General features: G+C 73.3%; 12 protein-coding genes. 8 read left to right on the top strand and 4 right to left on the bottom strand.

Annotated elements, in window-relative coordinates; genetic code table 11:
• The first annotated feature begins 50 nt into the window (after window positions 1-50).
• Window positions 51-833, top strand: coding sequence for a TIGR04222 domain-containing membrane protein (locus tag ACFWPT_RS11820; RefSeq protein WP_380376780.1), 783 nt, complete (start codon window positions 51-53; stop codon window positions 831-833).
• Window positions 834-885: 52 nt separating this feature from the next.
• On the opposite strand, the gene hemQ is transcribed toward ACFWPT_RS11820, so the two are convergent.
• The 3 genes from hemQ to ACFWPT_RS11805 are packed head-to-tail and all read right to left on the bottom strand — an operon-like array spanning window position 886 to window position 3,666.
• Entirely contained in the window at window positions 886-1,611 is a 726-nt protein-coding gene (gene hemQ / locus ACFWPT_RS11815; RefSeq protein ID WP_363580394.1) for a hydrogen peroxide-dependent heme synthase, read from the bottom strand.
• Entirely contained in the window at window positions 1,608-3,041 is a 1,434-nt protein-coding gene (gene hemG, locus ACFWPT_RS11810; RefSeq protein WP_380481428.1) for a protoporphyrinogen oxidase, read from the bottom strand. Before hemG ends, hemQ begins: the two co-directional genes overlap by 4 nt.
• 34 nt (window positions 3,042-3,075) lie before the next feature.
• A complete protein-coding gene (locus ACFWPT_RS11805) occupies window positions 3,076-3,666 on the bottom strand; it encodes a Uma2 family endonuclease (RefSeq protein ID WP_380481426.1) in 591 nt (196 codons plus the stop codon).
• A gap of 43 nt (window positions 3,667-3,709) precedes the next feature.
• On the opposite strand from ACFWPT_RS11805, the gene ACFWPT_RS11800 reads away from it, so the two are divergent.
• Entirely contained in the window at window positions 3,710-4,162 is a 453-nt protein-coding gene (locus tag ACFWPT_RS11800; RefSeq protein ID WP_380343878.1) for a DUF523 domain-containing protein, read from the top strand.
• Between the two features lie 88 nt (window positions 4,163-4,250).
• Complete coding sequence (locus ACFWPT_RS11795; RefSeq protein WP_380481424.1) at window positions 4,251-5,222, top strand: DUF4349 domain-containing protein; 972 nt, start codon at window positions 4,251-4,253, stop codon at window positions 5,220-5,222.
• A 67-nt stretch (window positions 5,223-5,289) separates the two neighbouring features.
• Here ACFWPT_RS11795 and hemE read toward each other — a convergent pair whose 3' ends face one another.
• Window positions 5,290-6,393 carry a uroporphyrinogen decarboxylase gene (hemE, locus tag ACFWPT_RS11790; protein WP_063349474.1) on the bottom strand — a complete coding sequence of 368 codons (1,104 nt, stop codon included), beginning with the start codon at window positions 6,391-6,393 and terminating at the stop codon, window positions 5,290-5,292.
• Between the two features lie 146 nt (window positions 6,394-6,539).
• Here hemE and ACFWPT_RS11785 point away from each other — a divergent pair, with 146 nt between their 5' ends.
• The 5 genes from ACFWPT_RS11785 (at window position 6,540) to ACFWPT_RS11765 (ending at window position 13,280) form a co-directional block, all read left to right on the top strand.
• Window positions 6,540-7,202: a DUF3000 domain-containing protein gene (locus ACFWPT_RS11785; RefSeq protein ID WP_363368843.1), complete on the top strand. Its 663-nt coding sequence runs from the start codon at window positions 6,540-6,542 to the stop codon at window positions 7,200-7,202.
• Between the two features lie 320 nt (window positions 7,203-7,522).
• Window positions 7,523-8,257: a response regulator transcription factor gene (locus tag ACFWPT_RS11780; protein WP_063349472.1), complete on the top strand. Its 735-nt coding sequence runs from the start codon at window positions 7,523-7,525 to the stop codon at window positions 8,255-8,257.
• 163 nt (window positions 8,258-8,420) lie between these two features.
• On the top strand, window positions 8,421-9,665 hold the full coding sequence (locus ACFWPT_RS11775; protein ID WP_380481422.1) for an HRDC domain-containing protein: 1,245 nt from the start codon (window positions 8,421-8,423) through the stop codon (window positions 9,663-9,665).
• Window positions 9,666-9,903: 238 nt separating this feature from the next.
• Window positions 9,904-11,148 (top strand): acetyl-CoA C-acyltransferase, encoded by a 1,245-nt coding sequence (locus tag ACFWPT_RS11770; RefSeq protein ID WP_063349470.1) that lies wholly within the window; start codon window positions 9,904-9,906, stop codon window positions 11,146-11,148.
• A gap of 2 nt (window positions 11,149-11,150) precedes the next feature.
• On the top strand, window positions 11,151-13,280 hold the full coding sequence (locus ACFWPT_RS11765; protein WP_063349469.1) for a 3-hydroxyacyl-CoA dehydrogenase NAD-binding domain-containing protein: 2,130 nt from the start codon (window positions 11,151-11,153) through the stop codon (window positions 13,278-13,280).
• Window positions 13,281-13,415: the final 135 nt, after the last annotated feature.

Raw genomic sequence — 13,415 nt, 5'->3', positions numbered from 1 at the left:
GGTCCGGGAAGCCGTTCCCCGCGCCGTCGGCCCAGGCATACAACAAGCCCATGTGGTTGCTGTTCCTGATACCGGCGTGCGTCGCGGCGGTCCTCTCGTGTCTCCGGCTGGTCCGGACGACCGCCACCGCCGACGCCCTGGCCGAGGCGGACGGCCTGCGCCCGCCCGAGGCCGTCGGGATCGGGCTGTACGAGACGGCCTACCTGGCCGGCGGCCCGGACCGGGTGGTCGAACTCGCCCTCGTCCTGATGGCCGGCCGGGGCCGGCTGCACCTGGCGCACACCGGCTGGACGACGGTGGTCGACCCCCGGGGCCGCAGCCGCCTGGAACGCGCGGTCATCGTCACCGTCGGCCCCGACGGCCAGTGCCGCACCGACGGGCTGCGCCAGGCGATGGCCGAGCACCCGACCGTCCTGGAGATCGGCGCCCGGCTCTCGCTGGCCGGCCTCGCCACCCCGGCCCTGGTCCAGCGCAGCACCGTCCTGGTGGTCCGGCAGGTGCGGCACGCACTGCTGCTGACGCTCCTCCTGCTGGCCGCCGCGCTGGCCCTCACCGGCTTCACCGGCGGTGACACCGTCGCCCCGCTCGCCTGGTTCTCGCTGCCGCTGGTGCTCACCTCGGGCACCCTGCTGATGGCCCGGGTCGACGTCTACCCCTACACCCGCTGGGCGTCCCCGGTCGGCCAGGAGGTGCTGCGCGAGGTCCGCCCGGCCCGCCAGCACGGCCTCGCCGACGACGAGGAGCGCGAACTGCTCACCGCCGTCGCCATGAACGGCCCCGCTGTCCTCCCCGACCCCCGCCTGCGCGCCGCCCTCCGCCCCCACCGGACGTGACACGCGAAACGGGGCCCGCCGAAGCGGACCCCGTTCACCGATCCCGCGGAACTCAGGCCAGGCCGTTGAGCAGCTCGCTGACCGGCTTGCGGCGGCCGGTGAAGAACGGCACCTCCTCGCGGACGTGCAGCCGTGCCCGGGAGGGGCGCAGGTCGCGCATCAGGTCGACGATGCGGTGCAGTTCGTCCGCCTCGAAGGCGAGCAGCCACTCGTAGTCGCCGAGCGCGAACGAGGCCACCGTGTTGGCCCGCACGTCCGGGTAGCCGCGGGCCATCTGGCCGTGTTCGGCGAGCATCGCGCGCCGCTCGGCGTCCGGCAGCAGGTACCACTCGTAGGAGCGGACGAACGGGTACACGCAGACGTAGTCGCGCGCGCGCTCGTCGGCGAGGAACGCCGGGATGTGCGACTTGTTGAACTCGGCGGGACGGTGCAGCGCCATGTTGGACCAGACCGGCTCCAGCTGGCGGCCGAGGCCCGTGCGGCGGAAGCGGTTGTACGCCTCCTGCAAGTCGTCCGAGTCCTCGGCGTGCCACCAGACCATGAGGTCGGCGTCCGCGCGCAGACCGGACACGTCGTACGTGCCGCGCACCGTCACGTCCTTCGCGGCCAGCTGGGCGAACAGCTCGTCCACCTCGGCGGCCAGCGCCGTGCGGTCCTCGGGCAGCGTGCCCTTGAGCTTGAACACCGACCACATGGTGTAGCGGATGACCTGGTTCAGGTCGCGCGCCTTCTTCTTCTCGGGCTGCTGCTCCGGCTGCCGCTCAACGGTCTCAGTCATGCGCCCATTGTCCTCTCCGTGGAACCTTCCCCGGTTGCCGGGGTCAACAGTTTGTCGAGGGCCGCCACCGCGGCGGCCGCCGAGCCGATGCACGCCGGAATGCCGACCCCGTCGTACGCGGCGCCGCACAGCGCCAGTCCCCCCACGCCGGCGGCCGCCGCCCGGACCCGGGCCACCCGGTCCAGGTGGCCCACCGGGTACTGCGGCAGGCCCGCCCGGAAGCGCGAGACGGCGGTGTCGTACGGCCGGGCGGTCAGGCCGATCGCCTCCCCGAGGTCCGCCAGCGAGCGGGCCACCAGCTCCTCGTCCGGCAGCTCCAGCGTCTCCTCCTCCCGGTAGCGGCCCAGCGAGGTGCGCAGCAGGAACGCGTCCGGGGCGGAACGCTCCAGCCAGCCCCACTTGTTGGAGGAGAAGGTCGACGCCTTGATCCGCCGCCCGTCCACCGGCGGCACCAGGAACCCGCTGCCGGCCGGCGGCTCCGCCAGGTCGGCCCGGCGGAACGCCAGGGTCACCAGCGCCATGCCCGCGTACTCGACGGCGTCCAGCTCGGCGGCCGCCGCCGGCGCGTCCGCGCGCAGCAGCCGGGCCGCGGCCGGCGCCGGGACGGCCAGCACCACGGCGTCCGCGTGCAGCACCTCGCCGCCCCCGGTCACCACCCGCCAGCCCCCGGGGGTGCGGTGCAGCCCGTCCACCGACGTGCCGGTGCGCAGGTCCACGCCCGCCTTCCGGCAGGCGGCGGCGACGGCCTCCGGCAGGGTGCCGAGCCCGCCGCGCAGGCCCTGGAACACCGGGGTGCCGACCACCTTCGGCCGCGAGGCCAGCTCGTGCACCCCGTCGACCAGCGAGCCGCCGCCCCGCGCGATCGCCAGCAGCTGCGGCACGGCGGCGCGCAGCGAGATCTCCTCGGCCCGCCCGGCGTAGACGCCGCCCAGCAGCGGCTCGACCAGCCGGTCCACCACCTCCTGGCCCAGCCGGTCGGCGACGTAGCGGCCGATCGCCACGTCGTCCCCGACCTCGGTGGCGCCCTCGTGCCGGGCCCGCTCCAGCCCCTCGGCGGTGAGCACCCCGGAGGCCGCCAGCGCGTCCAGATCGCCCGGGACGCCCATCACCTGCCCGCCCGGCAGCGGGCGCAGCGCGCCCCGCGTCCAGATCGAGGCCTTCGCGGTGGTCGGCGGCTCCAACTCCTCGCCCAGCCCGACCGCCCGGGCCAGCTCCACCGCCTCCGGCCGCCGCGCGAGCATCGACTCGGCCCCCAGGTCCACCCGGACCCCGCCGACCTCGCCGCCCCGCAGCTTCCCGCCGACCCGCTCCGACGCCTCCAGCAGCGTCACCCGCGCCCGCACCGGCCCCCCGGCGGCCCCGCTCAGAAAAGCGGCCGCAGCCAGCCCCGCGATCCCACCACCGACGACGACGACCTGTGCATCCGACATGCCTCGCAGTCTCGCAGGTCTTTACACCGGGCCCTCAATCCGCTGCACGCCGCCCGCTCGGCACCAGCCCGTCCAGATCGATCGCGATCGGGAACGGCACCCGGCGTTCGAGTTTGCCGCGGAAGATCCCGGCCGGGACGTAGGAGGACGTCGCCGACTCCAGCTCGAAGACGTGCGCGACCGGCAGGCCGTCCTCCTCCTCGACGATCCAGTAGTGCGGGATCCCGGCCTCGGCGTACTTGCGGACCTTGACCGTACGGTCGCGGTGCGCGGACTCCGGGGAGACGACCTCGACCACGAGCGGGACCTCGCCGGGCGCGAACCAGGTCCGATCGGGGTCGAAGTCCGCGTCGGTGACCAGCACATCCGACTCCAGGCGGCTGCGCCGGTCCAGCGTGATCGTCATGCCCCCGGTCGCCCGCTGCCCGGCCGGCACCAGCCCGTCCAGTGCTGCGGTCAGCTGCGACCCGACATGGCTGTGCCAGAACGACTGGGGCCTGCTGCGGAACACCAGGGCGCCGTCGATGAGTTCGGTGTGCTTGGGCGCATCGGGCAGGTGGTCGAGGTCCTCGGCGAACCAGCCTTCGACTCGGGGTGCGTACATCCACTCCGGCAGCTCATCCATGGCCCCAACGTAGCGGATCGGGCACACCCCGTAAGGTCGGTCCATGGAACCGATCGTGGTGAGTGCGTGTCTGGCCGGGGTGCCGTGCCGGTACGACGGGCGGGCGAAGACCTCGCCGGACGTGGTGGGGCTGGTCGAGGCGGGGCGGGCGGTGGTGGTGTGCCCGGAGGGGGCGGGCGGGCTGCCGACCCCGCGCCCGCCGGCGGAGATCCTGGGCGGGGACGGGGCGGACGTGCTGGACGGGCGGGCCCGGGTGGTGGACGCGACGGGCGCGGACTGTACGGCGGAGTTCGTGGCCGGGGCCCGGGCGGCGCTGGCGGCGGCCGAGGCCGCGGGGGCGCGGCGGGCGGTGCTGATGGCGCGCAGCCCGTCCTGTGGCTGCGGGCGGGTGTACGACGGGACGTTCACCGGGGAGCTGCGCCCCGGGGACGGGGTGACGGCGGCGCTGCTGCGGCGGGCGGGCATCGAGGTTGTCCGGTCCGCTGCCGAGCTGTGATCGAGTCGCGACCTTCCGGCGGGGTCCGCCCGGGGCGTTCCTTCGTCCAATGGGGAGATCTCACAACGGACTTGGGGAGGGCTTCGGAATGGGGAGACGGGCAGGGGCGGGGGCGCTGGCGGTAGCGACCGCGGGCGTGCTGCTGGTCGGGGCGTGTAGCGCAGGCGGTGCGGGCCGGGCGGGGGAGGCGGCGAAGGCGGACGCCGTCGCCCCGGCGGCACCTGCGGCACCGGCGGCCGCGCCGAGCGCCGCCGGGACGGCGCCGGCGGCGGGGGCGAGTGCCCAGCCGGTCGCGGACAACCGGCTGATCGCGTACACCGCGCAGTTGACGCTGCGGACCGGGGACGTCGCCCAGGTGCTGGCGAAGGCCCGGGAGTTGACGGCGGCCGCGGGCGGCTACGTCGCCGCCGAGTCGGTCTCCGGTGCGGTGGAGGGCGGGCCGGGGAGCACGGCGGGGGGCGAGGCGGGCGGCCAGCTGACGCTGAGGATCCCCTCCGCCGCGTACCAGCAGACGCTGGACCAGCTGGCCGCGCTGGGCCAGGTGGTGTCCCGCAGGAGCCAGGCGGACGACCTGACCCAGCAGGTCGCGGACGTGGCGAGCCGGGTGCAGACCCAGCAGGCGAGCGTGGAGCGGGTGCGGGCGCTGATGGGGCAGGCGAAGTCGCTGAGCGAGGTGACCACGCTGGAGGCCGAGTTGAGCCGCCGGGAGGCCGATCTGGAGTCGCTGCAGAAGCAGCAGAAGGAGCTGGCCGGCAAGACCTCGCTCTCGACCGTCACGCTGGACGTGCGCCGTGCGGCCGCCTCGCCGACGCCCACCCCGGGACCGCCGAAGGGTGGCGGCGAGGGCTTCGGGGCGTCGGTCGGCTCCGCGCTGGGCGGCGGCTGGCACGTACTGGTGGCGATCGCGCGCGCCCTGGCGGTGGGGCTCGCGGCGGTGGCGCCGTTCCTGCTGGTGCTGGGCGTCCCGGGGGCGCTGCTGTACCGGCTGTGGCGCCGGCGCCGCCCGGCGGCCGCGCCGCCCCCGGAGTCCGGCCCGCAGGAAGAGCCCGCGGAGGACTGAACGAGGACTGAGCGAGGACTGAACACGGCGGGCTCCCTCCCGGCCGGGAGGGAGCCCGCCGCCGGGGTCAGCGGGCGCTGGCCTCGTGGACGAAGGCGACGAGACGGGAGAGGGCGTCCGGGTCCATGGACGGCAGGACGCCGTGGCCGAGGTTGAAGATGTGGCCGCTGGTGCCGAGGGCCTGGGCGGCGTGCAGCACCTCGCGGGCCTTGGTCTCGACGACCTTGGTGGGGGCGAACAGCACGGCCGGGTCGAGGTTGCCCTGGAGACCCTTGCCGGGGCCGACCCGCTCGGCCGCGACGTTCAGCGGCACCCGCCAGTCGACGCCGACGATGTCCGCGCCGGCCTGGCCCATCAGGCCGAGGAGCTCGCCGGTGCCGACGCCGAAGTGGATCCGCGGCACGCCGTAGGAGGCGACGGCGTCGAAGACCTTGGTGCTGGACGGCATGACCGAGCGGCGGTAGTCGTCGGGGGCGAGCGAGCCGACCCAGGAGTCGAAGAGCTGGACGGCCGAGGCGCCGGCCTCGATCTGCACCTTCAGGAAGGTGGAGGTGATGTCGGCGAGCCGGTCGACCAGGGCGGCCCACAGCTCGGGCTGCCCGTACATCATGGCCTTGGTGTGCTCGTGGTTCTTGGACGGGCCGCCCTCGACCAGGTAGCTGGCCAGCGTGTAGGGGGCGCCGGCGAAGCCGATCAGCGGGGTCTCGCCGAGTTCGTCCACCAGCAGGCCGACGGCCTCGGTGATGTAGGGGACGTCGTCGGGCTCCAGCGGGCGCAGCCGCTTGAGGTCCTCGGCGGTGCGGATCGGGTCGGCGATGACCGGGCCGACGTTGGGCTTGATCTCGACGTCGATGCCGACGGCCTTGAGCGGCACCACGATGTCGCTGAAGAAGATCGCCGCGTCCACCTTGTGCCGGCGGACCGGCTGGAGGGTGATCTCCTTGACCAGCTCGGGCCGCATGCAGGACTCCAGCATGGGGATGCCCTCGCGGACCTTCAGGTACTCCGGCAGCGAGCGGCCGGCCTGGCGCATGAACCACACCGGGGTGTGCGGCACGGGCTCGTGCCGGCAGGCGCGCAGGAACGCGGAGTCGTGCGCGGCGCCGCGGCGCGCGGGGGTGGGCCGGCCGTCGGGGGTGGCCGCCGTGGTGTCTGCCGTAGTCTCGCTCACGGTCCAAATCTTCGCATGCGCCTCGGGGCGCTCTTCCCGGCCGGTCTCGTCGGTTCCTCCAAGATCTGGCCGGGTTTGCCGTTCCGGCACGCCGCTCGGACGGAAGTTGCGGCCTTAACCGCGGTTTTCGACCTAGTCTTCGGGTCATGGCAGCGGTCGGCGGGCACCCCGCGCAGGGTGGCGGAGCAGGTGGCGGAACAGGTCGGGAGGGGGCTCCGAGCGAGTTCCGGGCCGCCGTGGAGGCCCTCGACGGCGCCCGGCTGCGGCCCGAGATCCAGCTCTCCCCCGCGCCGGCCCCGCGCCGGCTGGCCCCGTACGCGTTCGCGGTGACCGCCTCGGTGGAGGTGGACGGCGAGGAGCTGGCGGACGGCCGGCTGGTGCTGCTGTACGACCCGGCCGGGCAGGAGGCCTGGAACGGGGAGTTCCGGGTGGTGACGATGACCCGGGCGGAGCTGGAGCCAGAAATGGCCGGCGACCCGATGCTCTCGGAGGTCGGCTGGGCCTGGCTGCTGGACTCGCTGCAGGCGCACGGGGCCGGGTACGCGGAGCCGTCCGGCACGGTGAGCCACTGCGCCTCGCAGTACTTCGGCGGGCTGGCGGACCGCCCGTCCTCGACCGAGATCGAGATCCGGGCCTCCTGGACGCCGGCCGACGGCCGGTTCGAGCGGCACCTGGCGGCCTGGGGGGACCTGCTGTGCATCAGCGCCGGCCTGCCGCCGGCCGCGCCGGCCCCGCAGGCGCCGGCCGATGTGCCGTCACTCGGTGGGGTGGTCCCGATGCCCGCGCGGCGGCGTCCTCGTTCGCACTGAGGAGTGGCGCCCCGGGCCGGACGGCCCCGGCGGCCCCGATGCCACCCCCAGGGCTGACGGAGTGTGACTTCGATCCCGCTCTGGGTCAATTAACCGGTTGAAACCGACCGATCAGCACCAGATCTGATCGATTTTGTGCGAATTCAGGACGGGTCGCATCACTCATATGCGCGATTTGTCCGTATTGTTACTCACTAGATCGTGATCTTTCGCTAAAGCCGGGCACGGTAGCTGCCGAAGCAGACTGTGACCCTTTCCGAACGCGGAACACTCCGACCGCCCCCTCGGGGTTCCGTCCGCCACTCCCCGCAGGAGGCCTGGTGTCGGTCCTTCTTGAGCACCCCGCAAACGTGGTCGCCTACCGGCCGACCAAGCCCACCGCCATGGTGGTCATCGCCGATCCCCGTGTCCGAAACACCGTCACCCGCCATCTGTGGGCGCTCGGCGTCCGGGACGTGATCGAAGTGTCCTCGATCGCCGAGGCCCGCCCCCGGGTCTCCACCCCGCGCGACATCTGCGTCGCCGACGTACACCTTCCGGACGGCTCCGGCCTGACCATCCTGGCCGAGACACGCGCCGCGGGCTGGCCCAACGGCCTGGCCCTGTCCGCCGCCGACGACATCGGCGCCGTGCGCAGCGCGCTGGCCGGCGGCGTCAAGGGATACGTCGTCACGGGCACCCGCACCAACGTGGCGATGCCCGGCCGCCCGGGCCTGCCGCTCGGCGCCGCCGGGCTGGCCGGGCGGATGCGCCGCCCCGGCATGCCGGGCATGCCGGGCGCCGTGGGTGCGCCGGGCGCCCACGGAACCCACGGAGCCCCCGGTGCGCCCGGTGCGCCGGGCACGCAGCAGTCCGCCTACCGCGAGCTGTCGGGCCGTGAGGTCGAGGTGCTGCGGCTGGTCGCCGAAGGGCAGTCGAACAAGGCGATCGGGGTGGCGATGGGCCTGTCGGCACTCACCGTCAAGAGCCACCTCGCCCGGATCGCCCGCAAGCTGGGCACCGGCGACCGCGCCGGGATGGTCGCGGTCGCGCTGCGCACCGGCATCATCCACTGAGTCCTCGGACGGACCCGCCACGGCGGCCGAGGAGGAACGTTTCCTCCTCGGCCGCCGTAGCCGTGCCCCTCGGCCACCGCCCGGGCCCCGTGGCATAGTCACGGACCCGGTCTGACCAGTCCGACAACACTCCCGGCCGCGAGGACCGTCGTACCCTTGGTGGGTGACCGACGCCGTAGCAGCCATCCCAGAAGAAGCAGCCCCGGTCCCGCTCCTCGAACCGAAGGAGGGGATCCCGCCCGTCGTGGCGGACGAGCAGGCGCTGGCCGCCACCGTCGCCGCCTTCGCCGGGGGCACCGGACCGGTCGCCGTCGACGCCGAGCGGGCCTCCGGCTACCGCTACGGGCAGCGCGCGTACCTCATCCAGCTGCGCCGCGTGGGCGCCGGCAGCGCGCTGATCGACCCGATCGCCTGCCCCGACCTCAGCGGCCTGGGCGATGCCCTCGCCGACACCGAATGGGTGGTGCACGCGGCCACCCAGGACCTGCCCTGCCTGGCCGAGGTCGGCATGAGACCCCGGCAGCTGTTCGACACCGAGCTGGCCGGGCGGATCGCCGGCTTCGCCCGGGTCGGCCTCGGGCCGATGACCGAGAGCGTGCTCGGGCTGAGCCTGGCCAAGGAGCACTCCGCGGTCGACTGGTCCACCCGCCCGCTGCCCGAGCCGTGGCTGCGCTACGCCGCTCTGGACGTCGAGGTGCTGGTCGAGCTGCGCGACGCACTCGAACAGGAGCTGGACGCCCAGGGCAAGCTCGGCTGGGCGCTGGAGGAGTTCGCGGCGATCGCCGCCGCACCGCGCCCGGCACCGCGCACCGACCCGTGGCGCCGCACCTCGCAGCTGCACAAGGTCCGCCGGCGCCGCCAGCTGGCCGTGGTGCGCGAGCTGTGGCTGGCCCGGGACCGGCTGGCGCAGGAGCGCGACGTCTCGCCGGGCCGGGTGCTCTCGGACGCCGCGATCGTCAACGCCGCGCTGGCCATGCCGCTGAACATCGCCGCGCTGCAGGGCGTCCAGGGCTTCGGGCCGCGGGTCCACCGGCGCCAGCTGGAGCAGTGGCTGGCGGCCGTCCAGCGGGGCCGGGAAGTCCCGGAGAACCAGCTGCCGCCGGCCTCCGCGCCGCACGACGGGCCGCCGCCGCCGCGGGCCTGGGCCGAGAAGGACCCGGTGGCCGCCGCCCGGCTGTCCGGGGCGCGCGCCGCGGTCGCGGACCTCGCCGAGCGGCACAACCTGCCGGCCGAGAACCTGATCACCCCGGACCTGGTGCGCCGGGTCTCCTGGGAGCCGCCGGCCGATCCGGCCGCCGCGGGCGTGGCCGCCGCACTGCGCCGGCTCGGCGCCCGGCAGTGGCAGGTCGACCTGGTGGCGCCGGTGATGGCCGCCGCGTTCGCCGAGGCCGCGGCCGCCCAGGACTGACCCGGAGCGCCTCCGAAGGGGGCGCCGTCCTTGTGACGGCGCCCCCTTCGGCGTATCCGGGGTCCGTCTTTCGAACCCCGCCGGTCGGACGTGTCGCGGGACACACGGGGTGAACCCTCCGTGAGGCCTGGGCAGGTTGGTTACCGACCGGTAGCATGGCGGTGGAGCGGCGCCGCTCGGGTCTTCACCGGCGGCAGCCTGCCCACCTCAAATGTTGGTCCCTGGGAGGAGAGCCCCCGTGCCTCGTACCGCGAGGGACGTCGTCTTCGTCGATGGCGTCCGCACCCCGTTCGGCAAGGCCGGCCCGAAGGGCATCTACCACGAGACGCGCGCCGACGACCTGGTCGTCAAGTGCATCCGGGAGCTCGTGCGCCGTAACCCGAACCTGCCCGTCGAGCGCATCGACGAGGTCGCCATCGCGGCCACCACGCAGATCGGCGACCAGGGTCTGACCATCGGGCGCACCGCCGCCCTGCTGTCCGGCCTGCCCAAGTCCGTCCCCGGCTACTCGATCGACCGCATGTGCGCCGGTGCGCTCACGGCCGTGACCGCCACCGCCGGCGGCATCGCCTTCGGCGCGTACGACGTGGTCGTGGCCGGCGGCGTCGAGCACATGGGCCGCCACCCGATGGGCGAGGGCGTCGACCCGAACCCGCGCTTCGTCTCCGAGAAGCTGGTCGACGAGTCCGCCCTGTTCATGGGCATGACCGCGGAGAACCTGCACGACCGGTTCCCGCACCTGACCAAGGAGCGCTGCGACGCCTACGCCGTGCGCTCGCAGGAGAAGGCCGCCAAGGCGTACGCCAACGGCGACATCCAGCCCGACCTGGTGCCGATCTCGATCCGCAACACCAACCCCGAGGTCGGCGAGACCGGCTGGGGCCTGGCCACCGTGGACGAGCCGATGCGCCCGGGCACCACGATGGAGAGCCTGGCCGGCCTGAAGACCCCCTTCCGCCCGCACGGCAACATCACCGCGGGCAACTCGGCCGGCCTCAACGACGGCGCCACCGCCTCGCTGCTGGCCGCCGAGGACGTCGCCGAGGAGCTCGGCCTCCCGGTCAAGATGCGCCTGGTCTCCTACGCCTTCGCGGGCGTGGAGCCCGAGGTCATGGGCATCGGCCCGGTGCCGGCCACCGAGAAGGCGCTGGCCAAGGCCGGTCTGACCATCGACGACATCCAGGCCTTCGAGGTCAACGAGGCCTTCGCCGTCCAGGTGCTGTCCTTCCTCGACCACTACGGCATCGCGGACGACGACGAGCGCGTCAACCCGTACGGCGGTGCGATCGCCTTCGGCCACCCGCTGGCCTCCTCCGGCGTGCGCCTGATGAACCAGCTGGCCCGCCGCTTCGAGCAGCGCCCGGACGTCCGCTACGGCCTCACCACGATGTGCATCGGGTTCGGCATGGGCGGGACCGTCATCTGGGAGAACCCGCACTGGAGCGGAGCGGAAAAGTCGTCCGAGCTCGAGGGTGGTAAGTGAACATGACGAGCACCACTGAGCTGCTGCAGCACGGCGCCGAGCTGTTCCCGGGCGAGGTCGTCACGACCGCGCACGTGCGCCACCTGGACCTGCCGCTGCAGGCCGGCAAGCTGGCCCTGATCACCCTGGACAACGGCTTCGACCACACCAAGCCGACCACCTTCGGCCCGGGCTCGCTGCTGAAGCTGTCCGCCGCGCTGGACCAGGTCGAGGCCGAGGCCGCCGAGGGCAAGGTCGTCGCCGTCGCGGTCACCGGCAAGCCGTTCATCTTCGCGGTCGGCGCCGACCTCAAGGGCGTCGAGCTGCTCAAGGAGCACGCGGACGCGCTGGCCATCGGCAAGGGCGGCCACGAGGTCTTCAAGCGGATCGCCGCGCTGCCCGTCCCCTCCTTCGCCTTCTACAACGGCGCGGCGATGGGCGGCGGCGTCGAGGTCGGCCTGCACGCCACCTACCGCACGGTCAGCGCGGGCGTCCCGGCGTTCTCGCTGCCGGAGGTCTTCCTGGGCCTCGTCCCCGGCTGGGGCGGCTGCACCCTGCTGCCGAACCTGATCGGCCCCTCGAAGGCGATCAAGGTCATCATCGAGAACTCGATGAACCAGAACAAGCAGCTCAAGGGCAAGGACGTGTTCGAGCTGGGGATCGCCGACGCGATCTTCGAGCCGGCCGACTTCCTGGAGCAGTCGCTGCTGTGGGCCGCCAAGGTCCTCAAGGGCGACGTCGTCGTCGAGCGCGAGGAGATCGACCGCGGCAAGGCCTGGGACGACGCCGTCGCCTGGGGCCGCCTGGTCGCCGACGCCAAGGTGCACGGCGCCGCGCCGGCCGCCTACAAGGCGCTGGACATCATCCAGCAGGTCAAGGACTCCGACCTCCAGGCCGGCTTCGACGCCGAGGACGCGGCCCTGGCCGACCTCATCATGAGCGGCGAGCTGCGCAGCGGCATCTACGCCTTCAACCTGGTGCAGCGCCGGGCCAAGCGCCCGGTCGGCGCGCCGGACAAGTCGCTGGCCCGCCAGGTCAACAAGGTCGGCGTCGTCGGCGCCGGTCTGATGGCCTCGCAGCTGGCGCTGCTGTTCGCCCGCCGTCTGGAGGTGCCGGTGGTCCTCACCGACATCGACCAGGAGCGCGTCGACAAGGGCGTCGGCTACGTCCACGCCGAGATCGACAAGCTGCTCGGCAAGGGCCGGATCGGCCAGGACAAGGCCAACCGTCTCAAGGGCCTGGTCAGCGGCTCGCTCGACAAGGCCGCCGCCTTCGGCGACGCGGACTTCGTGATCGAGGCCGTGTTCGAGGAGATGGGCGTCAAGCAGACCGTCTTCGCGGACCTGGAGAACGTGGTCTCGCCGACCTGCGTGCTGGCGACCAACACCTCCTCGCTGTCGGTCACCGAGATGGCCTCGAAGCTGAAGCACCCCGAGCGGGTCGTCGGCTTCCACTTCTTCAACCCGGTCGCGATCCTGCCGCTGCTGGAGATCGTCCGCGGCGAGCAGACCGACGACGCCTCGCTGGCCACCGCCTTCGGCGTCTCGAAGAAGCTGAAGAAGACCTCGGTGCTGGTCAAGGACGCCCCGGCGTTCGTGGTGAACCGGATCCTGACCCGCTTCATGGGCGAGATCCAGACCATCATCGACGAGGGCACCCCGATCGCCACCGTCGAGAAGGGCGTCGAGCCGCTCGGCCTGCCGATGTCCCCGATCGTGCTGCTGGAGCTGGTCGGCCCGGCCATCGCGCTGCACGTCTCGGAGACCCTGCACGGCGCGTTCCCGGAGCGGTTCGCCGTCTCCGAGAACCTCGGCAAGGTGGTCAAGGCCGGCAAGCGCGGCTTCTACACCTGGGTGGACGGCAAGCAGGTCCTCGACCCCGAGGTGCTGGAGCTGCTGTCCTTCGGCGATACCGTGCTGACCGAGGAGCAGGTCCTGAACCGCTCCCTGGAGGCCGTGGCCCAGGAGATCGGCCTGATGCTGGAGGAGGGTGTCGTCGCCGAGGCGCAGGACATCGACCTCTGCATGATCACCGGCGCCGGCTGGCCCTTCCACCTGGGCGGGATCACCCCGTACCTGGACCGCGAGGGCGTCTCGGAGCGGGTGAACGGCAAGCGCTTCCTCGCCCCCGGCGTGGCCTCGGTGCCCGCGTAACGCGCAGCGCCACCGCATGCCGGAGCCCCGGTGACCTGGACTTAGGTTCTAGTGGTTGTCGCAACACCCCAGTTCAGGGGATGCGATGGACTTCAAGATCCGCAAGGACCGGACGGCTCAGGGGCCGCGGAAGCT

This window comes from Kitasatospora sp. NPDC058478, assembly GCF_042720345.1.
Classification (GTDB): domain Bacteria; phylum Actinomycetota; class Actinomycetes; order Streptomycetales; family Streptomycetaceae; genus Kitasatospora.
The sequence above is the reverse complement of the archived record's forward strand: the minus strand, read 5'-3'. Positions and strand labels throughout refer to the sequence as shown.